At 67.2% G+C, this 20,520-nt stretch carries 18 protein-coding genes; 2 read left to right on the top strand and 16 right to left on the bottom strand.

Annotation, left to right across the window (positions count from 1 at the left end; translation table 11 throughout):
- Position 1 precedes the first annotated feature (1 nt).
- From VJ162_RS08875 to VJ162_RS08855, 5 genes are all read right to left on the bottom strand, one after another.
- On the bottom strand, positions 2-1,009 hold the full coding sequence (locus tag VJ162_RS08875) for an AIR synthase family protein (protein WP_324663746.1): 1,008 nt from the start codon (positions 1,007-1,009) through the stop codon (positions 2-4).
- Positions 1,010-1,061: 52 nt separating this feature from the next.
- The gene (locus VJ162_RS08870; RefSeq protein ID WP_324663772.1) at positions 1,062-2,075 is read right to left on the bottom strand and encodes an ABC transporter ATP-binding protein; all 1,014 of its coding nucleotides are present in this window, start codon (positions 2,073-2,075) and stop codon (positions 1,062-1,064) included.
- A 26-nt stretch (positions 2,076-2,101) separates the two neighbouring features.
- Positions 2,102-3,796 (bottom strand): ABC transporter permease, encoded by a 1,695-nt coding sequence (locus tag VJ162_RS08865; protein WP_324663745.1) that lies wholly within the window; start codon positions 3,794-3,796, stop codon positions 2,102-2,104.
- The gene (locus VJ162_RS08860) at positions 3,797-4,858 is read right to left on the bottom strand and encodes a thiamine ABC transporter substrate-binding protein (protein WP_324663744.1); all 1,062 of its coding nucleotides are present in this window, start codon (positions 4,856-4,858) and stop codon (positions 3,797-3,799) included.
- Positions 4,859-5,042: 184 nt separating this feature from the next.
- On the bottom strand, positions 5,043-5,456 hold the full coding sequence (locus VJ162_RS08855) for an Lrp/AsnC family transcriptional regulator (RefSeq protein WP_324663742.1): 414 nt from the start codon (positions 5,454-5,456) through the stop codon (positions 5,043-5,045).
- 102 nt (positions 5,457-5,558) lie between these two features.
- Between VJ162_RS08855 and carA the strand changes: the two genes are divergently transcribed.
- The gene (gene carA, locus VJ162_RS08850) at positions 5,559-6,605 is read left to right on the top strand and encodes a glutamine-hydrolyzing carbamoyl-phosphate synthase small subunit (RefSeq protein ID WP_324663741.1); all 1,047 of its coding nucleotides are present in this window, start codon (positions 5,559-5,561) and stop codon (positions 6,603-6,605) included.
- A 380-nt stretch (positions 6,606-6,985) separates the two neighbouring features.
- On the opposite strand, the gene VJ162_RS08845 is transcribed toward carA, so the two are convergent.
- The 9 genes from VJ162_RS08845 to VJ162_RS08805 form a co-directional block, all read right to left on the bottom strand.
- Positions 6,986-7,609, bottom strand: a complete 624-nt coding sequence (locus VJ162_RS08845; RefSeq protein ID WP_324663740.1) for a hypothetical protein — start codon at positions 7,607-7,609, stop codon at positions 6,986-6,988.
- A 166-nt stretch (positions 7,610-7,775) separates the two neighbouring features.
- Positions 7,776-11,027, bottom strand: coding sequence for a carbamoyl-phosphate synthase large subunit (carB, locus tag VJ162_RS08840; RefSeq protein ID WP_324663738.1), 3,252 nt, complete (start codon positions 11,025-11,027; stop codon positions 7,776-7,778).
- A gap of 121 nt (positions 11,028-11,148) precedes the next feature.
- Positions 11,149-11,379, bottom strand: a complete 231-nt coding sequence (locus tag VJ162_RS08835; RefSeq protein ID WP_324663737.1) for a hypothetical protein — start codon at positions 11,377-11,379, stop codon at positions 11,149-11,151.
- A gap of 155 nt (positions 11,380-11,534) precedes the next feature.
- Positions 11,535-12,071: a DUF5815 family protein gene (locus tag VJ162_RS08830; RefSeq protein WP_324663736.1), complete on the bottom strand. Its 537-nt coding sequence runs from the start codon at positions 12,069-12,071 to the stop codon at positions 11,535-11,537.
- Positions 12,072-12,119: 48 nt separating this feature from the next.
- Positions 12,120-12,950: a hypothetical protein gene (locus tag VJ162_RS08825; RefSeq protein WP_324663735.1), complete on the bottom strand. Its 831-nt coding sequence runs from the start codon at positions 12,948-12,950 to the stop codon at positions 12,120-12,122.
- A gap of 62 nt (positions 12,951-13,012) precedes the next feature.
- Complete coding sequence (locus VJ162_RS08820; RefSeq protein WP_324663734.1) at positions 13,013-13,432, bottom strand: DUF7124 domain-containing protein; 420 nt, start codon at positions 13,430-13,432, stop codon at positions 13,013-13,015.
- 421 nt (positions 13,433-13,853) lie between these two features.
- Positions 13,854-14,474 carry a histidine phosphatase family protein gene (locus VJ162_RS08815; RefSeq protein ID WP_324663733.1) on the bottom strand — a complete coding sequence of 207 codons (621 nt, stop codon included), beginning with the start codon at positions 14,472-14,474 and terminating at the stop codon, positions 13,854-13,856.
- 47 nt (positions 14,475-14,521) lie between these two features.
- Positions 14,522-14,737 (bottom strand): hypothetical protein, encoded by a 216-nt coding sequence (locus tag VJ162_RS08810; protein ID WP_324663732.1) that lies wholly within the window; start codon positions 14,735-14,737, stop codon positions 14,522-14,524.
- Between the two features lie 77 nt (positions 14,738-14,814).
- Positions 14,815-16,065: an NAD(P)/FAD-dependent oxidoreductase gene (locus VJ162_RS08805; RefSeq protein ID WP_324663731.1), complete on the bottom strand. Its 1,251-nt coding sequence runs from the start codon at positions 16,063-16,065 to the stop codon at positions 14,815-14,817.
- 187 nt (positions 16,066-16,252) lie between these two features.
- Between VJ162_RS08805 and VJ162_RS08800 the strand changes: the two genes are divergently transcribed.
- Entirely contained in the window at positions 16,253-16,828 is a 576-nt protein-coding gene (locus VJ162_RS08800; protein WP_324663730.1) for a DUF6149 family protein, read from the top strand.
- A 30-nt stretch (positions 16,829-16,858) separates the two neighbouring features.
- On the opposite strand, the gene VJ162_RS08795 is transcribed toward VJ162_RS08800, so the two are convergent.
- On the bottom strand, positions 16,859-18,223 hold the full coding sequence (locus VJ162_RS08795; protein WP_324663729.1) for an NAD(P)/FAD-dependent oxidoreductase: 1,365 nt from the start codon (positions 18,221-18,223) through the stop codon (positions 16,859-16,861).
- Between the two features lie 11 nt (positions 18,224-18,234).
- A complete protein-coding gene (locus VJ162_RS08790) occupies positions 18,235-20,442 on the bottom strand; it encodes a sensor histidine kinase (protein WP_324663728.1) in 2,208 nt (735 codons plus the stop codon).
- Positions 20,443-20,520 lie beyond the last annotated feature (78 nt).

Here is a 20,520-nt window from a genome sequence, read left to right as displayed (position 1 = left end):
GCTACGCCCCCGAGAACCGCTGGAAGACGTCCCACGAGGGGTCGCTCTCGGGGGCCGACAGCCGCTCGCCGTCGACGAAGACGCCGTCGCCGTCGGCCACCGAGCCCACCACCGCGGCGTCGGTCCCGCGGGCCCGGAGCGCCTCGACGACGCCCGCGCTCGCGTCCGGCTCGACGGCACACAGCAGCGTACCGGCGCTCGATACCGTCCAGGGGTCCACGTCGATTGCGTCACACACCGCCGCGACGCCCGGGGCCATCGGCATCCGTTCGGCGTCGATGTCGAACCGGACCCCCGCGCCGCTGGCCATCTCCACCAGCCCGCCCGCGACGCCGCCCTCCGTCGCGTCGTGCATCGCGGTGACGCCGCCGGCCTCGAAGGCGGCCCGCGCGTCCGCGACGGCCGCGATGTCGTCGACGCGCTCCTGTGCGGTCGCGACGGCCTCCGGGGACAGCCCCAGCTGTTCGGGAAAGAGCGTGGCGAGCAGTCCCGTGGCCTCCGCCCCCGGGCCGGTGGTCACGACGATGTCGTCGCCCGGTGTCGCGCCGTCCGGCCGGACGACGTCATCGTGGTCGCCCACGCCCAGCACCGTGGCCCCGCCGACCCACGAGGTGTCGATGCCGGGATACCGGGCCGTGTGACCGGAGACGATGCTCACGCCGAGGCGCTCGGCGTGGTCCGCGAAGCCGGTCCAGCACGCTTCGAGGTCGTCGTCGCTCCAGGATGGCGGCAGGGTCAGGCTGACGGCGAGATGCGTCGGGGCGACGCCGGAGACGGCCACGTCCGAGAGGACGACCTCCAGCGCGAACCGGCCGGCCCGAGCCCAGCCGAGCTCGGGCAGCATCGATATCGGGTCGGTCGCGACGACGACCGCCCGGTCGCCGATGTTCAACACGCCGAAGTCGACGCCGTGGCGCGGTCCGACCGCCACGTCCTCGCGGCCCGCGCCCAGGTTGGGGTAGATGACCTCCTCGAAGACCTCGCGGTCTATCTTCCCGAAGTCGCTCATTGTCCCATGCTCGACCGAGGCGACCTAAAGCGTCCCGACTCCGCGGAACCGCTCACAGCACCTGCGCGTCGTCCGCGTCGAACCCGAGCGTGACCTCGCCGGCCGGCGGCGCCGACGCCGTCGACTTACACTCGATGCGCCGGCCCCGCCACCGGCAGTGGACCCGGTAGGCGTCGCCGAGGAACTCGACGGTTTCGACCGTCGCGGCGAGCGTCGTGTCCGCGGACGCCGCCCCGTCGTCGATTTCAATCACCTCGGGCCGCACCGCGAGCGTCACTGACTCGCTGGGCCGCCGGTCAGACCCCGCCGGCAGCGGGAGCGCCGCCCCGTCGACGGCGACGCCCGCACCGTCGTCGGTGACGGTGCCGTCGAAGAGGTTGTTGTCACCGACGAACTCGGCGACGAAGCGCGAGGCGGGGTTCCGATAGACGCTTTCGGGGGCCGCGACCTGCTCGACCCGTCCGTCCTGCATGACGGCCACCCGGTCGCTGAGTGCCAGCGCCTCGGCCTGGTCGTGGGTGACGTAGACGGTCGTGATGTCCAGCTCCTGCTGGATGGTCTTTATCTGGACCCGGAGCCGTTTGCGAAGCCGGGCGTCGAGCGCCGACAGCGGCTCGTCGAGCAGGAGCACGTCGGGCTCGGGTGCGAGCGCGCGCGCCAGCGCGATGCGTTGCTGCTGGCCGCCCGAGAGCTGCTCGGGCGACCGGTCGGCGACGCCGGCGAGGTCGACGAGGTCGAGTAGTTCGGCCACGCGTTCGTCGTCGGTGCGGCCGTCGAGGTCGTGAAAGCGCAGGCCGTAGGCGACGTTCTCGTGGACGCTCATGTGGGGAAAGAGCGCGTAGTTCTGGAACACCATGCCGACGTTGCGCGCCTCCGGCGGGGCCGATGTCACGTCCCGGCCGTCGATGGCGACGCGCCCCTCGGCCTCGTCGGTCAGCCCGGCGATGGAGCGAAGCATCGTCGTCTTCCCGCAGCCCGACGGGCCGACGAGCGTGAAAAACTCCCCTTCGTCGATGGACAGGGACACGTCCCGCAGCGCCGTCACGCCGTCGAACTCGGCCCGCATTCCTTCGACTTCGACGCCGGGCTCGGTCACTGGTCCCACCCCCTGCCGACCCGGTCGATGAGCACGAAGCTTACGGTCGTCACCGCGAGCAAGAGGGTGCCCATCGCCGTCGCCGGCCCGAGGTTCGGGCCGAGCGAGCGGTTGCCGGTGTAGCGTTCGAGCGCGACCGGCATCGTGGCGCTGTCGACGCCCTCGGCCAGCAACACCGTGGAGTCGAACTCGCCGACGCTGATGGCGAAGGCGAAGGCCGCCCCCGCGATGAGCGCCGGCACGACGAGCGGGAGCTCGATGTCGAGCAGCGCCGTCGTGCGGTCGGCCCCGAGCGCGCGGGCGGCGTCGACGAGCCGGTCGTCGATACTCCCCAGCGCCGGCGTGACGTTCCGGGAGACGAAGGGGTAGGCCGCGACGGCGTGGGCGGCGACGACGGCGACCGGGCCGGTGACGGTGATGCGGTAGCCAAAGAGCGTCGTCCCGAAGACCAGGGTCCGGAGCATCCCCAGGCCGAGGACGATGCCGCTGACGGCCAGTGGCGCCGTCAGCAGCGCCTCCGTGAGTCGGGAACCGCGGCTGTCCCGCGTGGCGACGACGGAGACGACGACGCCCATCGGCAGGGCGAGCACAAGCGCCCCGGCGCCAAACAGCAGCGAGTTCCGTATCGCCGGCAGCGGGCGGACCGTTCCCGTCGCCGCCGAAGCCTGCTGGGCGAGCAGGAACTCGTAGTAGTCGAGCGTGAACTGGCCGCCGGGCGTCGTGACGCTCTCGACGACGAGGCTCACGAGCGGGCCCACAAAGAGCACGAGCGCGCCGCCCGCGTAGGCAAAGAGCGCCAGCCGTTTCGGGTCGACCAGCGACCGCGGGCCGGCGACGAGCGGCGCCCGCGCCCGTCCGCGTGACTCGCCGCGCGCGTTAACCTGTGTGGCCTCGAAGCGCAGGTAGACATATATCAGTCCCAGCGACAGCGCCGTCTCGATGGCCCCAAGCGTCGCCGCCTCGGCGAGGGCCAGACTCTGGACGCGGGCAAAGAGCCACACCTCGACGGTCGCGAGTTCGAGCCCGCCCAGCGCCAGCACGATGGGAAACGACATGAAAGTGAAGATGAAGGTAAGCACCGACGCGGTCAGCAGCGCCGGCAGCAGCTGTGGCAGAGTCACGTCACGGAAGGCCCGAAGCGGCGAGGCCCCGAGGGTGCGAGCGGTCTCGACGCGGGCCGGGTCGACCGACTCCCAGGCGGCCGTCACCAGCCGCGTCACCAGCGGCGCGTTGTAGAAGGCATGCGCCAGTACGATGATTTCGAGCGTGAACGTCAGCTCCACCGGCCCGAGACCGACGGCGCCGAGTACGTCGTTTACCAGTCCGGTCCGGCCGAACATCGCCAGGAAGCCGACGGCGACCATGATGGAGGGCAAAACAAAGGGGAGGATGGTCACCGAGCGGACGAACCGGCGACCGGGGAACTCGAACCGCGCGAGCAGGTAGGCGCCGGGGAGCCCGACGGCGACGCTGGCGGCCGTCGAGAGCAGCGCCTGGTAGGCGGTAAAGGCAAACAGGTCGTGATAGAACGGGTCGCCGGCCACCGAGCGCAGCGGCGCGAGCGTGAACTGCGCGCCGTCGTACACGGCCCCGACGAGAACGCTCCCGACCGGGTAGTAGAAGACGACGACCAGCGTCGCCAGCGTGGCGGCGGCGCCGACCGGCAGCAGGCGGCCGTCCCGGATAGCCATTCAGTTGCTCACTATCTCGCGGGCCCACTCCTCTATCCAGCCGTCGACGTTGCCGGCGAGTTCGTCGTAGCTGAAGGTGACTGGCTCGGGGGGCTCCAGCGCGTACTCGCCGAAGTCCCCGCCGGGTTCGACGCCCTCGACCGCGGGGAACTGGACGTTGCGCACCGCGATTTCCTTCTGGGCCTCCTCGCTGAGCACGAACGACATGAACTCCCGGGCCAGGTCGGCGTTGTCGGCATCGGCGAACTGGGCCATCCCCTCGGGGTTCGCATACCCCTGGTCGTTGAGGAAGCCGACTTGGTGGCGGGACATGTCAACGCCCTCGCCGTGGTAGTACACCTGGTCGGTGGAGTAGGAGACGACCATCGGCGCCTCCTCGTTCGTGTAAGCGTTGTACGCTGGCTCCCAGTCGGAGAGTATCTGGACCCCGTTGTCCGAGAGGTCCTGCCAGTAGTCGAGATAGCTGTCGGGGCCTTTCTCGTGGATGGTCCACAGCAGGAAGGCCCGTCCCGGGTCTGACTGCTGGGCGTTCTGGGCGATGAGGCCGTCCTCGTAGGCCGGATCCAGCAGCGCGTCGAAGGTGCCGGGGTTCTCGACTTCGCCCTCGTCGTAGACGAGGCTGATGTAGCCCGTGTCGTATGGAATCACGCGCCCGTCGGGGTCGAAGTTAAGCTCCGACTTGACCGAGTCGGCGCCATCGACGTCCGCCGTCGCGAACAGCTGGTCGTCCAGTTGCTCGTCCGCGCGGACGAGCTCGCCGGTGTTGAGCCCGACGAACAGGTCCGCCTCGATGGGCGCGCCCTCGGACTTGCGCTGGATGAACTGGCTGACGCCGTTTTCCGGCGTCGTGAACTCGACTGTCGCGTCGTGCTCGGACTCGAAGTTCGATTTGAGCCAGTTGCCCGCGCTATCCTCGCCGGTGAAAGAGGAGTACGTCGCGACCGTGAGCGTGTTGTCCGACTGACTTGGCGTCCCCGTCTGATTTACCCGGTCGGCGCTACAGCCCGCCAGTGCGATGGCCCCAACCGAGCCGGCACCGGAGAGGAACGTCCGTCGTTTCATACTCCGGTGGTTACACCAAGTAATACTTCAACCCTCGCTTTGCCGACCGGGTCAATTCCGGGCCGAACGCGCCGCCAGAAACGCCCTCTCCGTCGCTGTCACGAACCCGAGCGCTGTCTCCCTCGCTCGTCCAGAATCAGTCTCAATCGACGAATTCCGGGTCAACGAGTGGAGTCGCTGTCGCTCATCCAACTCGCTCGTCCAGAATCAGCCGAGTCTTGGTACTCACCACGTCATCTAGCTCCCGGGCCTTCGTGATGAGGTCGTTGACCGCGCCGGTATCGGCCGCGTCCACGACGACGACGATGTCCTCCTCGCCCGACACCTGCCAGACGAAATCGACCGCGGGCCACTCGGCGATGTGGTCGGTGACGGCCGCCGTGTCGACGTTGACGTCGACGCCGACCTCTATCATGGACTTGACGTTGCCGGTGCGGGTCGCCACGGTGAACCGCTCGATGATACCGTCGTCGACCATCCGGTCGACGCGGTTGCGCACCGTCCCTTCGGAGGTTCCGACTTGGTCTGCGATCTCCGTGTAGGGCGTGCGGGCGTCCCGCCGGAGTATCGACAGAATCTCCCTGTCCAGTTCGTCCATCGAGGTGTGAGCGTTTCGACCCGCTGGACTTGAGGATTACGAAAATCGTAACTCGGCTTCGAAAGCAATCCTTATGGCCGCGAATCCTGTACGCATCTCGTAATGGCTGACGCATACGTGGCACTGGAGGGTGACCGTGTCATCGAGGCACGCGCTCGCGCTCCGGGGTCGACACGCGGCGAGGTCGTGTTCACAACTGCCTACACTGGCTACGAGGAGAGCCTGACCGACCCGTCCTACGAGGAGCAGATTCTGACGTTCTCCTACCCGCTTATCGGGAACTACGGCGTCCGGGAGGAGCGCTTCGAGGACGACCGCGTCCACCCACGGGGCGTCGTCGCCCGCGAACTGACCGACGACGTGGCCGAGTGGCTCGAAAGCGAGGGCGTGCCCGCCGTCGACCACCTCGACACCCGCGACATCGTCACGGAGATCCGTGACGAGGGGGCGATGAAATGTGGTATCGCCGCCGGGCCGGACGCGACCGAACAGGACGCGCTGGACGAGCTCCACCAGTGCAAGCACATGTCCGACCACGTCGACATCGGCGCGCAGGTCTCCGTCGACGAGGTCGAGACCTACAACGAGGGCGGCGACGGCTCGACCGTCGCGCTGGTCGACTGCGGCGCCAAGGGCTCTATCATGAGCTCGCTGGTTGAGCGCGACGCCGTCGTCCACGTCTTCCCCTACGACGCCAGCGAGGCCGACATCGAGGCCGTCGACCCGGACCTCCTCTTTATCTCGAACGGGCCCGGCGACCCGGAGAACTTCGAGCAGGCCGGCGAACTCGTCGAGACCTACGTCGGCGACGTGCCGCTTGCGGGTATCTGTCTCGGACAGCAGGTCGTCGCCAACGCCCTGGGCGGCGAGACGGAGAAGATGGAGTTCGGCCACCGCGGCGTCAATCAGCCCGTCCGTGACCTCCGCACGAATCTGGTCGTGATGACGACCCAGAACCACGGCTACACCGTCGCCGACCCCGGCGACAAGCTCGACGTGACGCAGGTCAACGTCAACGACGACACCCCCGAGGGCCTGGAGAACGACGACCTGGGCATCATCACGCGCCAGTACCACCCCGAGGCCAACCCCGGCCCGCACGACTCGCTTGGCTTCTTCGACGACGTGCTGGGAATGGTAGAGGAGTAGGAGAGCCCGAGCGTAGCGAGGGGTCTCCAAATAGGCGAGCGGGGAGCGTAGCGACCCGCGAGAAGTAGTTGCGCTGAGCGCAGCGAAGCGCAACTGAACCGCCGAACGGCGAGCGTAGCGAGCCGTGAGGAGTAGGGAGACGCTGAACGAAGTGAAGCGTCTCCGACTACACGAGCGAGGCGTGACCGGAGGGAACGCCTCGGCAGCGACCGGCGCAAGCCGTGGGCAGCGAGCCGCGAGTGGTTGCGCCTCACTCCGTTCGGCGTAACTGGACCGCCGAGCGGCGGAGCCGCGAGAAAGCGACGTTTTCGACACTCGCGAGCGACGAGCCCAGCGGTCCGTGAGCGACGTTGACGTTTGGTGTGTCCCCGGACGGCCGCTCACTCGGAGTCGTCGTCGACCGGCAAACCCCGGTACATTACCGTCTGTTCCTCGTCGCTGGCGGGCGAATCGTCCCCCTCCGACTGCTGTTGCATGGGGAGGCCCCGATAGTGTACGCGGCTGTCGCTGTCCATCTCTTCGGGGATCTCCTGCTGTCGGTCCTCGATGAACGCCCTCACCGCCGCGAGTACGTCCTCGTCGGTCTTCCGGTTAACCCAGCAGTGATAGATGTTCTGTGGCGTCTTGAGTGCCAGCCGATGGGCGCGAAAGCCGGTCTTGTAGCTCGCCTCGGCGATGGACTCGTGTGGCACTTCGATAACGCGGTCGGTCGACCCCTGGCCGACGAGACAGAGCGTCCGTCGGCCGGTGACGAGTATCACTGTCTCGTACGCTCGGTTGGGGGCGACCGTGTTCCGCTTGGAGCCGAGTCCGACGCCCCGTTTGGCGTTCGAGAGCACGTAGGCGGGCGACTCCGCCGGTTCGAGATACGAGACGGGCGGCTCGTGCAACGGCGGCGTCGCGAACCGACCGTCGGCACCGGAAAGCAGCGGCGCTGTCACCGAGTCGCTGGGGGCTATCTCCGCCAGCGTCTCCGCCCGGTCGTAGGTGGCCCGGTCCGTCATCGCGCTCCAGCCCTCCCGGTAGGTCCCTGCGTTCTCACGGTCGCACGCTCTCGCCCGCTTTTAATCACATTTCTGTATGTAGTGTTATTACTCTCGAAGGGCGTTATGTGTCGAGTCGAAAAATTCGCCGGATTCGCGACCGGCTTTCGCCGGGGTCGCCCCCTCGCTATTCGCTTCCCCACTCGCGTGTCGTCTTCGGGCGCTCGCTGATCGCTTGCACGGAGAGGGGTTGGTCGGCGGAGTTGATGGCTTCCAGGGCCGCTTCGGCGCTCTCGCGGGTCGAGAAGTACGTGACCGTCTCCTCGACACAGGCCTCGAGTACCTCGCGGTCGCGGGAGGCCACGAGGTCGATATCGCCGTTCTGGATGGCCCGGATGACGGCGTCGGTGTCCTCGTAGTCGTCGAGGCTCTTGACCTCAAAGTGCTCTTCGTAGCCCAGAATAGGCAGGTCGACAAGCGCCGTGCCTTCGAGCGGGATGGGCTTGTCGACACTCATCTGTGCCTTCTGGTAGGCCTTGCCGAAGGAGCCGGCGGTCCCCATGACCTCGCCGGTCGATTTCATCTCGGGGCCCAGGCGCGGGTCCGAACCCGGCAGGCGGTCGAAGGGCAGGACGACCTCCTTGACCGAGACCTGCTCGGGAATCTGCTCCTCGATGTCCAGCTCGGCGAGGGACTCGCCGGCCATGACGCGGGCGGCGATTTTCGCGATGGGGACGCCCGTGGTCTTCGAGATAAAGGGGACCGTCCGCGACGAGCGGGGGTTCGCCTCCAGCACGTAGACCTCGTCGTCACGCACCGCGAGCTGGACGTTCAGCAGGCCAACGGTGTCAAGCGCCTCGGCGATGTCCTCGGTGACCTCGCGGATGCGGGGCATCACGTCTTTGATCTCCTGTGAGCGGGGCGGGATCATACACGCGGAGTCGCCGGAGTGAACCCCGGCAGTCTCGACGTGTTCCATCACGCCGCCGATGAGCACGTCGTCGCCATCGGCGACGGCGTCGACGTCCAGCTCGACCGCGTCGGCGAGGAACTCGTCGACCAGAATCGGTTTGTCGGGGGAGACCCGGACCGCCTCCTCGATGTACGTTTCGAGGTCGTCGTCGTTGTAAACCACGTCCATCGCGCGCCCGCCCAGCACGTAGGAGGGACGCACCAGCACGGGGTAGCCGATGTCGTGGGCCAGCTCCAGGGCCTCTTCCTTGCTCGTCGCCGTCCCGCCTTCGGCCTGTGCGATGCCGAGGTCGTCCATCAGCTTGTTGAAGCGGTCGCGGTCCTCGGCGAGGTCCATCGCCTCGACGGACGTGCCGAGAATCTCGCAGTCCAGGCCGCGACGGGCCAGTTCGTCTTCCAGCGGTTCGCCGATGTCGACCGACGTCTGCCCGCCGAACTGGACCATCACGCCGTCGGCGCCGGTCGACTCACAGACGTCGGCCACTTCCTCGGCCGTGACCGGCTCGAAGAACAGGCCGTCGGAGGTGTCGTAGTCCGTCGACACCGTCTCGGGGTTGTTGTTGACGACGTGGGCGTCGATACCCATCGCTTCGAGGGCCTGGACGGCGTGGACCGAACAGTAGTCGAACTCGACGCCCTGGCCGATGCGGATTGGGCCGCCGCCGACCACGACGACGCTCTCGACGTCGGGGTCTACGAGGAGTTCGTTGCGGTCGATGCCCGAGATCGGGTCCCGCGTCGAGTAGTAGTACGGCGTCGTCGCCTCGAACTCGCCGGCGCAGGTGTCGACGAGCTTGTAGTCCCGGTGGACGGTCTCGCTTTCGACGTCTTCTATCTGGACGCCGGAGCCGTCGGTCGCGGCCTCGATGTCGGCCTCGCCGCCGTCCTCGGCGTCCAGCCCGGCCGGGAGCCAGGAGACGTGGGTGTCGTTGAACTCCCCGCCCGCGAGCGCGGTGATTTCCTGGTCGGTGAAGCCGGCCGCGGCGGCGGTCTCGTAGTCGCCCGCGATGGCGGCCTCGGCCGCGTCTGCGACCTCCTCGAAGCGCTCGACGTACCACTCGTGGATGTCTGTCAGCTCGACTATCTCCTCGACTGTGTAGCCACGCAGGAACGCCTCGAAGATGGCGTAGGGTCGGTCGGGGGAGGGCCGGACGAGGTACTCCGCTTCGAGCTCGTCGTCGCCGACCGTCTCGAAGTCGACGGCCGGGTTGTACTCGGAGGAGCGCAGCGCCTTGAGCAGCGACTCGGGGAAGGTCCGTCCGATGGACATCGCCTCGCCCGTCGACTTCATGGCCGTCGACAGCTCGAAGTCGGTCTCGGTGAACTTGTCGATGGGCCAGCGCGGGACCTTCGTGACGACGTAGTCGATGGCGGGCTCGAAGGCGGCCGTGGTCTCGCCGGTGATCTCGTTCTCTATCTCGTGGAGGCACTTGCCCAGCGCGACCTTCGCGGTGACGCGGGCGATGGGGTAGCCAGTCGCCTTCGAGGCCAGCGCCGAGGAACGCGAGACGCGGGGGTTCACCTCGACGACGCGGTACTCGCCGCCGGGCGTGCCGTCGTCGCGCCAGGCGTGCTGGATGTTACAGCCGCCCTGAATCCCGAGTTCGCGGATGACTTTCAGCGCCGAGTCGCGCATCTGCTGGTGACCCTCGTCGGGGATGACCTGCGAGGGCGTGACGACCGTCGACTCCCCGGTGTGGATGCCCATCGGGTCGATGTTCTCCATGTTGCAGATGATGATACAGGAGTCGTCGGCGTCGCGCATGACCTCGTACTCCAGTTCGACCCACCCCTCGATGGACTCGGTGATGAGGACCTCGCTGTTGCGGGAGAGACGCAGGCCCTTGCGGACGCGCTCGACGAGCTCCTCGAAGTCGTCGACGACGCCGGAGCCGGAGCCACCCAGCGTGTAGGTTGTGCGGGCGATGACCGGGAGGCCGCCGACATCGTCGACGGCGTCCTGGATGCGCTGGCGGAAGTTTGCCTCGTCGAAGTCCGTGACCGACTCGTCCTCGTCGAGCGAGATAGTGGTCGAGCGCGGGACCGGCTCGCCGATCTTCTCCATGCGCTGGCGGAACAGGTCGCGGTCCTCGGTGGCGTAGATAGTGTCGAGCGGCGTGCCCATCACCTCGACGTCGTACTCGTCGAGGACGCCTTCCTCGGCGAGTTCGGCGGTGACGTTGAGCCCGGTCTGGCCGCCCAGGCCGGCGATGACCCCGTCCGGGTTCTCCTTCCGGATGATCTCCGTGATGGCCTCGGTGTTGATGGGTTCGAGGTACACCTTGTCGGCCATGTCCGGGTCGGTCATGATCGTCGCCGGGTTGGAGTTGACCAGTACCACGCGCGCGCCCTCCTCCTGGAGGGCCCGACAGGCCTGGGCGCCGGAGTAGTCGAATTCGGCTGCCTGGCCGATCTTGATGGGGCCGCTCCCGATGAGCAGGATCGTGCGGTCTTCCTCGGCTGTCATTACCCGAATCGAACCTACACATCGTAATAAGCCCGGCGAAACGGTACGCTTCTCGAAGCTCGATTTCGAATATCGTAATGCGAGCGGCTCACACGGGGGGACCTCACACCCCCGTAGCCCCCTACTCGCTCTCGCCGGTGACGTCGTACCGGTAGGGCTGTTCCCGGATGACCTCGACGTCGCCGGCCTGGGCCCGCCGACCCAGTACCGTGGCGACCCTGTGAGCGCTGTCGAACTCCTCGCCCTCCTCCTCCAGCAGCTCCAGAATCTCCCGGGCCGTCAGGGGGCCGTCTGCGTCGGCGTCGGCAAGCACCGACCGGATGCGCTCGAACTCGCCGTGGCGGATGGCCATACCTACGTACAATAGCCCAAAACCCATATAACACCGTCAGACTGGTGTCTGACGCCGTTTTCGGCCAAACCAACGGACGGCGGCGGGACCCGTCCTGTGGGTTGTTGTCATACGCTGTCGGCGTAAGTATCGAGCGGATGTCACTTACTTGCGACTCAGACCGCCGAATCGTGTTCGTCCTCGAAGTTCCGCTCCGCGCGGTACTGGTCGACGAACGCCTCGATGTCGAACTCCAGCATCTGGGACTCGAACTCGGCGGCCATCTCGTCGTCCTCGGCGTGGGAGACGGCGTGGTCCATCAGCTCGACGATGAGCTCGACGACGATTTCGTGGAGCCGGCGGGCGTCGAAGTCGGTCACCCAGGCCATCGAGAAGCCGACCGCGCCGTCCTCCGTCGCGTCGGCCACGGCCACCTGCTCGGGGAACTCCTCGATGACGACCCCCAGCAGGTGGGCCATCGTGAACTCGTCGTGGTCGTCGGCCGGCTCGATGGTCTCGGTGAGCACCTGCTCTAAGAACTCCGGCACGAAGCGGGCCAGCGGGTGCATGTCCAGCACGACGGCGTGGCTCGCCCCGCAGGCGCAGTCGTACTCGCGCATCCCCAGGTCGAGGTCGTCGTGGGTACTGATGACCTTCCCGCAGGGGAGTTCGAGCTCGGACTCGCGCCCGCCGGGCACGCGCGGTTCTGCCATTACTCCGCGTTGGCCACTCGGGGGGTTAAAGTCCGCGATACGACCCAGTCAGGCCGCCGACTCGCGGGCGCTCGTCCGGACCTGGAGGTATGCGTCGGTGACGACGGCGATGCCGAGCGTCTGGAACACGGCCCCGAGCACCGTCGACAGCAGGCGAGCGAGGACGGACACGGGCAGGCCCGCGACGGCGGCGTCCCCGACGACGAACCCCGTGACCAGGCTCGGGAGGCCGCCGACCAGCCCGAAGAGACCGAGCACGAGCAACAGGACCACGATGGAGACGGGCTCGTCCATGAACCGGGCGACGCTGTTCCTGACCGTTTCGCCGTAGCCGCCGTCGTTCAGGGCTATCTCCTGGCGGAGGTAGACGAGGACGGTCAGCAGCGCCAGTCCCGCGAGCGGGCCGACTATCGAACCGACGAGCGTCGTCGCCAGCCCGCCCAGCTGGCCGACCACCGGCAGCACCGACTGGAACAGCAGTACCGTCAGCGCGACGGCCCCGCCGAGGACGACCGCCATGCCCGCCCTGTCACCGAACTCGTCCGTCGCCGTCGCCGACGGGCCGGCAAACAGCCGGATGCCCCAGTACCGGACCAGTTCGCCGGCGAGCGCGACGATGACGACAAGGACTGCGGTGAGCGGGAGGCCGAGACCGAGCGCGAGGGGCGCCCCGCTTCCGACCGACTCTATGGCCGCCCGCTGTTCGGCGGTGTAGACACCGCTCTCGAAGACGAGCTCCAGCAGCTCGACCGAGAGGCTCTCGTTGGCGACGAGCGCACCGAGGTTGTACAGGAGAAACACCGCGCCGACCAGCAGGCCGGTCTCACCGGTGATGTCGTCGATACCGCTCCGGAGGGCGTCACCGATATCCAGGGACATACCGCCGGCTGCTCGTCACGGCAACATAAAACCTCCCGCTCGAAACGGGCTGTGACGGGCGCTTACGGCCAGTCGTCGCGCTGTTCGTCGCCCTCGTTTGCCGTCGCCTCGGGGGCCTCGGGCTCGCCCAGCTCCCAGTCGGCCGCCTCGGCGGCGTCCGTGACCGGGAGGAACTCCCAGCCCGCCGTCTCGGCCAGGTCGGCGTCGGCCTCGCCGGCCCCGACGAAGACGTGGCGGTCGGTGTCGAACTGCTCTTTGACGTTCTCCAGGCTCTCCTGGCGGCCCCGCGGCCCGGAGAAGAAGTCCTGTCTGATGCGGTGTTTACGCGTGAAGTTCGTCACGACGTAGGTGGGCTGTTCGGAGATGACGCCGACGTACTCGGACCACTGGCGCGCGTCGGTGAACACGCTGTCGGGGTGGGCCAGCTCCTTGAGGGCGTCGAGGTCGAACGCGAGTGTCATATCGCCGCTGCCGCCGTCCATACCGGCTACTCCGCCGTCAGTCGAAAAAAGGGCGTCGTTCCCGTTCGCGGTCGCCGGAGGTTTTAGTGATTATAGTTGGTCATGCAAACCGACTGTAAACAGCCAGAAAGCCCCGGCCAGCTAAACTCGGGGGTGGTTCGAGAGAGCAAAGCTCTCTCGTGATGCTGCAAGACCGGAGGTCTTGCACAGATCGCGAATCTTCGATTCGCTCACTCACGAAAGGCGCTGTGCGCCTTTCGGACGACAGCGAGTCGCGGGTCGCGAGGGACCGAAGGTCCCTCGTCTTGGCGAGCGGGCCTTGCGCGGCGCTACGCGCCGCGAAACCGAGGCGGTGAAACCGCCTCGCGCGGCCCGCGAGCCAAAGCTGAGAGACCGGGGGCTTTCTGGCTCTCTGAGAATTTCTTGCTGAACTAAACACTACCTAGTCGTCCAGATGGCTCGTGTCGCCGGAGAACACCAGCCGCCAGTCCCCGCCGTCCCTGACGAGGAGGGAGAGTCCACACAGCGGCGCCGCGACCCCGTCGGCCGACCCCACGAGCCCTTTGACGACGCCGCCGACGGTGAGTCCGTGGCCGACGAACAGCACCGTCCCCTCGGTTTCGGCGACGAGCCGCCGGGCCGTCTCGCCGGCCCGGTCCATCGCCTCGCTGTGGCTCTCGGGGAACTCCGGAACGACGAGCGGGTCGTGGCGCAGCTCGACGGGGTCGAACCACTCGGCCAACCGCTCGGGGGCGACGACCTCGGGCTCGGCGTCGAACCAGTCGGCGTTGCGGTGTTCGCCCAGCCCGGGTTCTAACAGCACCTCGTTGCCCGTCTCACGAGCGATTTCCTCGGCCGTCTCCGCGGTCCGGAGAAACGGCGAGGCGTAGACGGCGTCGAACTCGACGCCCGACTCGACGAACCGGCGCCCGGTCCGCCAGGCCGCCCAGCGGCCGAGGTCGGTCAGGGGCGGGTCGTGGACGCGGTCGGCGCGGGCGTCCCACTCGGGGTCGACGCTGTCCCGGCGCTGGCCGTGTCGAACGACCCAGACGGTGTCTGCCATGCGTGTTCGTGGGAACCGACGTGTACCTGACGCCAGCCGGGCTCACGTCATCGCCGGTGGCGGTCCTGTTCGTCAAGCAGCTCGGCTTTCTCCTGTATCTGGGCCATCTCGCGGGCGGCTTCGCCGCGGCCGCCGTCCGGCCCGTGGCCGTAGTTGACCGACCAGTCAAGCAGCGAGCCGGCAAACTGGCCGTCGTCGTCGTCACTGCCCTCGCCGTCACCGGATATCGCCGCCAGCAGCCGCCGGAGCAGTAGCCTGGTCACGTACAGGGGTACTGTCCAAACGCACAAAAAAGTGCCGAGCTTTCAGAAACTATCGGGTTATAGCGGGCAAAGCGCGTTTATTCGGCCGGGGCGGCCGTGTTCGCCTTCACTTCTTCTAAGTCGACGTCTTTCTCCAGGAGCAGCTCCTTCTGGTCCGCGACTTTCCGCTCCTCGCGGATGAGCTTCTTGAACGTGGACTGCTGGGAGAGGTCTCCGATGAGCACACCGCCGATGAGCTGGCCGTTCTCGAAGGCGAGTCGGCGCCACTCGCTGTCGGAGTACTTCCGTTCGGCCTCGTCGTCGCCACGCGTTGGGTGGCCAAAGGAGAGGAACGGGAAGTCAAAGTGGGTGATCGAGTACGAGGAGACCCAGCGGAACTCCTCTTCTTCGCTGTCGGCGACCATGTTCGTCCCGGCGACCGACCCCTGCTCCTTGGCCGAGCCCCACGAACCGTTCTGGGCCGGCGAGTTCAGGATGGTGTCGTAGTACCGGGTCAGGTCGCCGGCGGCGTAGATGTCTTCCACGCTGGTCTGCATGAACTCGTCGACGACGATACCGTCATCCATCTCTAGCCCGACGCCGTCGAGGAACTCGGTGTTGAAGTTGAGCCCGATGGCGACGCCGGCCCATCCGCCGTCGAACTCCTCGCCGTTGGGGTCGATGGCACCGGTGACGTGGCCGTCGTCGTCGACCGTGAAGTGGTCGACGCCAGAGTCGAAGACGGGCTCGACGCCGTTCTCGCGCAGGGCGTCGTGGATGATTTCTGCGCCGTCGCCCGAGAGGGCGTAGCGCCACCAGCGGTCCCCGCGCATCAGGTACTTCGCGTCGATGTCCTGGGCCGCACAGACGGCGGCGAAGTCGATTCCCAGCAGGCCGGCGCCGACGATGATGCCCTGCTCGGTCTCTTCGGCGTGCTCTCGGATGCCCCGGGCGTCCTGGAACGTCCAGAAGTGGTGGACGCCCTCCGCGTCGCTGTTCTCGACGGGGAGCTGTGCGGGCGTCCCGCCGGTCGCGATGAGTAGCTTGTCGTACTCGTAGGTGTCGCCCTCGTGGGTGTGAACCTCGTGGGCGACCGGTTCGATATCCGTGACGTGGGTGTTCAGCTGGAGGTCGATGTCGCGCTCGTCGTACCACTCGGGCTCGTGGATGGAGATCGGGGCCTCCGGCAGTTTCCCCTTGGCGAACTCCTTGATGAGAATCCGGTTGTAGAGGGCCTCGCCCTCGTCGGTGATGACGGTCACTGATGCGTCAGGGTCGGCCTCCCTGATGGTCTCGGCCGCGGACGCTCCCGCGATACCGTCCCCGATAATCACGTGTGACGTGCTCATGTTCGGACGCTTCGGAACGACGCCTAATGTGGATTGCTATCTGCGTATCGTTTGCGAGACGCCGATGGCGGATGTGGCAGGTGCTAGGTGAAACGCGCCTCGCTCGGGGGACTCCGTCCGGCCTGTGACCCGAGCGGCGCCCCACCCGGCGAGCCTTTCAAGACGCTCGAATCCTAACGCGGAGGCGATGAAACTCCGCCAGAACGTCAAGCACTTCGCGGCCAAACAGGCGCTGACGCTGCCGGTCCTCGGGGAGAAGGTCAACGACCGGCTCGTGGACCTGCACACGAACGTCTTCGCCGACAAGGCCGACGCCGACCGGGCCGACGAGCGCCGGGACCACTTGGACGACTTCTTCGACGCGACGATGGACACCTACGTCGCCGCGCTCGAAGCCGGGTTCCCGGAGGCCGAGGCCCGCGAAATCACCCATATCCAGGCCAACTTCGACTTCTACAACCACGGCTGGACGGAGATGATGGAGTTCCCAAGCGACGAGCTACAGGCCCACTACGACCGCTACGAGGACTTCTTCGGGAAGTACGGCATCACCATCTCGGACCCGCTTGGCGAGTTCCGTCCCCGGGGTGGCATCACCGAAGCGCCGTCGACCCCGGAGAAATTGGACGACCCCGACCACCCCCACGCGGTGGGCGGGTTCGCCGACGACGTCTACGTCGAGACGGAGGGCGGTGAACTGGTCGTCGGCGGGCAGGAGGAACCGGGGGACGTCGACCCGAGCGAAGCGCCCGGCGTCGAGTAAGGCGAGCGCACGACGAACTGCGTTTGGCAGCTACGTCCCGTCGATTCGGTCGGCCACTTCGTAGCCGGCGACGATGCCGCCGTTGAGCGACCGCTCGGGGTACTGGGCCTCGGAGGCCATCCCGGCGTAGTAGACGCCATCGGCGACCTCGGCCGAGAGGTCGTAGGGGACGACCATATCCAGGTAGCCCCGCTCGTAGATGGGCGCGGTGCGAGGGTTGCGGGCCGTCTTCACCCAGTTGACCGACTCGCGGTCGAACTCGGGAAACAGCGACTCGATGCCCGAGAGCCACGTCTCACGGACCTCGTCGTCGTCCTGCTGCCAGACGTCTTCCTCGGGGGACTGGATGTAGCGGGCGACGTACAGCAGGTGGTCGCCGTCCTCAGAACTCTCCGAGTTCTGATGTGCTCGCGAATCATCCGATTCGCGACCGCCGTAGCGCTCGCGCTCCACGAAGTTCGTGTGTTCGATGAGCGCGCCGAACGGGGCCTCGTCGGCGATGTTGAGCCAGTAGGTGTCCATGAGCGGTTCGTCCATGCTGATGACCGAACACACCGTGCCCTGGAAGTCGATGTCACAGGGGTAGCCCGTGAGGTCTTCGAGGACGTCGGGCATCGCCGCGACGACGACACTGTCGACGTCGTGGGTTGTTTCGCCGTCCCCGCTCTCGGCCGTCAGCCCCGACACCGCGCCATCGCTGGTTTTCACGTCGGTCACGCGGGTCCCCGTCTCGATGTTGTCCCGGCCGACAGCGTCCACGAGGGCGTCCAGCAGGCGGCCGAAGCCGCCGTCGAGATAGCCCAGAACCTCGCCGTTGAGGATGTCCCGCTCGCCGCGGAACTTGATGCGGCCAAGCAGCCAGGCGGCGCTGACGTCGGCCTTGCGGGAGCCGAACTTCGCGTCCAGCAGCGGCTCGAAGAAGGTCTCGTAGACGTTCTGCGTGGTGTGTTCGCGGGCGAACTGCTCGACGGGGACGTCCTCGAAGTCCTCGAGCCGCTCGTAGGTGTCGAACTTCGGAACCCCGCCCCGAACGTCGATATCGAGCGTCAGCATCCCCAGACGGAACTTATCGTAGAGGCTCCAGTGGGGAAAGGAGAGTATCTCCCAGGGCTTGTCCATCGGGTGGACGACGCCGTCGACGTAGTAGGCGTTCTCCCCGATGCGCCACTCGACGTCGTCGCCCAGCCCCAGCTCCTCGGCGAGCTCGACGATGGTCTCCTCGGATTTCGAGAGGTGGTGATAGAACTTCTCGATGGGGTCGCCGCCGGTCTCGTACACCGCGGCCAGTCCCCCAACGTCCTCGCTCGCCTCGAAGACGCGGACCTCGTGTCCGTGCTGCTGGAGCCGATACGCCGCTGCGAGGCCCGCGACGCCGCCGCCGACGACACCGATCATACCACCGGGTTTCAGTCGTCGTGGGATTTACTTTGTGTTTCGAGCCCCGGGGCGTCCGCGCTGGCGGTGCTCGGGTCGGACGCCCCGTCTGCCCGCTGGAACTCCAGGATCGCGACGGCGCCGTGGGGGTCGTTGTCCTCGTACCACACCTTCCCGCCGTAGAGGTCCATCATTACCGAGACGAAGTAGAGGCCGAAGCCGCCGGCGGTCTGGTCGTTGGAGATAGAGCGCTCGAACATCCGCGTCTTCAGCTCGTCGCTGATGCCGGGACCGTTGTCGGCGACGCGGACCTGTATCCAGTCGCCGGCATCACGCGTGTCGATCTCCACGTGGGGCCGGTCGCTGGTGTTGTGCTCGACCGCGTTCTCGATGATGCTCCCGATTACCTCCTCGGCGAGGTGGTTGGCCAGCACCCGCTCGTCGTCTATCGCCATATCGACCGTGACGTCGCTGTCCGCGACCGACGATTCGACGGCGCCCTGCATGGCGGCCGACAGAGAGATCGGCTCCAGCTGCTCGCTCTCGCTCGCGGTGACCGTCTCGTTGATGTCCTTGATTGCGTCGCTCATCTCGTTTAACCGCTCACACCACGCGGTGATGCTGTCGATGTGGTGTTCGTCGCCGCTGTCGACGCTGTCCCGGAGATAATCGGCCCGTCCCTGGACGACGAGCATCCCGTTGCGTATGGAGTGTCTGAGGACGCCGTTGAAGAACTCTATCTGGTCGTTGCGCCGCTCGACGGAGTTTCTACTCCCCCTGAGCTCGCGCTGGCGCTGGAGCTGTTCGAGGGCGACCTGCGTGGTCTGGGCGAGAATCCGGGCGTACTGGCGGTCTTCCGTGGGGTAACTGTCGTCGTCGGACGCGATGGCCAGCACGCCGCGGTCGCCCATGGGCACCATCAGCGCTCGCTCCATTGGCGCGCCACAGCCCTCACAGCCCGCGATGCGCTGCTTGCCGCTGTCGTAGGTCCGCCAGACGTTGTGGTCGGACATCGTCTCCGGGCAGATGGTCAGGTCGCTGGCGGCCCCCGCGATGACATCGCTCACCGCGGCCGGCTCGAGCCGGCCGTCGTCGGTGGCCAGGAAGACCGCGGCGGCGTTCTGATCGAGCATCCGCGTGGCAAAGCGCACGGTCAGTTCCGCTACTGTCTCGGGCTGGTCGGCCTCGACGAAATTCTGAGTGGCTGCCTGCAACGCCTCAAGACGGTCCTGGCGGCGCTGCTGGCCGGTGACCTCCCGCAGGACGACCAGCCGGCCCCGCACGCCGCCGTGCTGGTCCGTGATAGCGCTCGTCCGCGGGTCGTAGTACGACAGGGGTTCCCCGAGCGCGAACACCTCCTTGCGCTCGATGTCGTCGAGCAGCCCCTCGCTGACGTCGTCGACGGGGCGACCGCCAAGCTCCTCGGACCCCAGCAGCGACGCCGCGGCCGCGTTGTAGTCGATGATTCGGTCCTCGGTATCGAGCGCGAGCACGGGGTCGGGGAGCTCATCAACGAGCAGGTCGCCGGCCAGCGGCGTGACCGAGACGAAGTCGTATCGAAGCAGTGCGACCCCCACGAGGGCGCCGTTGAGCGCGAACGTCAGCGGCGTGATGTCGAACCCCGGGTGTGGGGTCGCCCCGAGGACGAACAGCCCGTGGGCGCCGGCGGTCAACAGTCCGGCCGTGAGGATGACAAACGTCTGCTTGCGATAGAGGTTGCGCGACCGGAGCAGGTACTCACCGAACAGGCCGTAGCCGGTCGCGATGAAGCCGACCTGTATGGCTGTCTGTGCCGCGTACACTGGGCCGGTCTCGCCGACGAACAGCGTCAGACCCGCCTCGGTGACTCGCGACACGCCGACGGTGACCAGCCCGTGGACCGGGTTCGAAAGCGCCAGCAGCCCGTACAGCGACGGCACCAGCAACAGGCCCGCGACCCGGGCGGGCGTCAGCCACGCCGGCCGGCCCGTATACGAGAGCGCGAAGACGACCCACAGCCCGACGATGAGGCCCGAGACGAGCCGCGTCAGCAGGAACACCACCCTCGCCGCCTCCGGGTCCGCGGTGGTGAGCCAGGCGATGTTCAGCAGGCACCAGCCGGCAGCAGCGACCATCAGCCAGGCAAACGGGCCCGTCCCCGGCATGGACCGGTCCCGCCACGCGCCCGCCGCCAGCACCCCACTGACGACCCCGCCCGCCGCGCTACCGGCGACGAGTATCGACACGAACTCGGCGTGCATCCTTCTACTGCCAGAATTCATCTTCGGGATTTATGGCTTTGGCTCGTGTTCTCAATACTGAGAGCGTCTCCGGCGACC

The organism is Haloarcula sediminis (assembly GCF_035656455.1).
Taxonomy (GTDB): domain Archaea; phylum Halobacteriota; class Halobacteria; order Halobacteriales; family Haloarculaceae; genus Haloarcula; species Haloarcula sediminis.
This window is presented reverse-complemented; position numbering and strand designations above follow the sequence as displayed.

What these genes read in the sequence shown, in the direction of transcription:
- VJ162_RS08875 (WP_324663746.1), bottom strand. Translation starts at nt 1,009, where the DNA reads ATGAGCGACTTCGGGAAGATAGACCGCGAGGTCTTCGAGGAGGTCATC.
- VJ162_RS08870 (WP_324663772.1), bottom strand. Translation starts at nt 2,075, where the DNA reads ATGCGGGCCGAGTTCGACGGCGTGACGGCGCTGCGGGACGTGTCCCTG.
- VJ162_RS08865 (WP_324663745.1), bottom strand. Translation starts at nt 3,796, where the DNA reads ATGGCTATCCGGGACGGCCGCCTGCTGCCGGTCGGCGCCGCCGCCACG.
- VJ162_RS08860 (WP_324663744.1), bottom strand. Translation starts at nt 4,858, where the DNA reads ATGAAACGACGGACGTTCCTCTCCGGTGCCGGCTCGGTTGGGGCCATC.
- VJ162_RS08855 (WP_324663742.1), bottom strand. Translation starts at nt 5,456, where the DNA reads ATGGACGAACTGGACAGGGAGATTCTGTCGATACTCCGGCGGGACGCC.
- carA (WP_324663741.1), top strand. Translation starts at nt 5,559, where the DNA reads ATGGCTGACGCATACGTGGCACTGGAGGGTGACCGTGTCATCGAGGCA.
- VJ162_RS08845 (WP_324663740.1), bottom strand. Translation starts at nt 7,609, where the DNA reads ATGACGGACCGGGCCACCTACGACCGGGCGGAGACGCTGGCGGAGATA.
- carB (WP_324663738.1), bottom strand. Translation starts at nt 11,027, where the DNA reads ATGACAGCCGAGGAAGACCGCACGATCCTGCTCATCGGGAGCGGCCCC.
- VJ162_RS08835 (WP_324663737.1), bottom strand. Translation starts at nt 11,379, where the DNA reads ATGGCCATCCGCCACGGCGAGTTCGAGCGCATCCGGTCGGTGCTTGCC.
- VJ162_RS08830 (WP_324663736.1), bottom strand. Translation starts at nt 12,071, where the DNA reads ATGGCAGAACCGCGCGTGCCCGGCGGGCGCGAGTCCGAGCTCGAACTC.
- VJ162_RS08825 (WP_324663735.1), bottom strand. Translation starts at nt 12,950, where the DNA reads ATGTCCCTGGATATCGGTGACGCCCTCCGGAGCGGTATCGACGACATC.
- VJ162_RS08820 (WP_324663734.1), bottom strand. Translation starts at nt 13,432, where the DNA reads ATGGACGGCGGCAGCGGCGATATGACACTCGCGTTCGACCTCGACGCC.
- VJ162_RS08815 (WP_324663733.1), bottom strand. Translation starts at nt 14,474, where the DNA reads ATGGCAGACACCGTCTGGGTCGTTCGACACGGCCAGCGCCGGGACAGC.
- VJ162_RS08805 (WP_324663731.1), bottom strand. Translation starts at nt 16,065, where the DNA reads ATGAGCACGTCACACGTGATTATCGGGGACGGTATCGCGGGAGCGTCC.
- VJ162_RS08800 (WP_324663730.1), top strand. Translation starts at nt 16,253, where the DNA reads ATGAAACTCCGCCAGAACGTCAAGCACTTCGCGGCCAAACAGGCGCTG.
- VJ162_RS08795 (WP_324663729.1), bottom strand. Translation starts at nt 18,223, where the DNA reads ATGATCGGTGTCGTCGGCGGCGGCGTCGCGGGCCTCGCAGCGGCGTAT.
- VJ162_RS08790 (WP_324663728.1), bottom strand. Translation starts at nt 20,442, where the DNA reads ATGCACGCCGAGTTCGTGTCGATACTCGTCGCCGGTAGCGCGGCGGGC.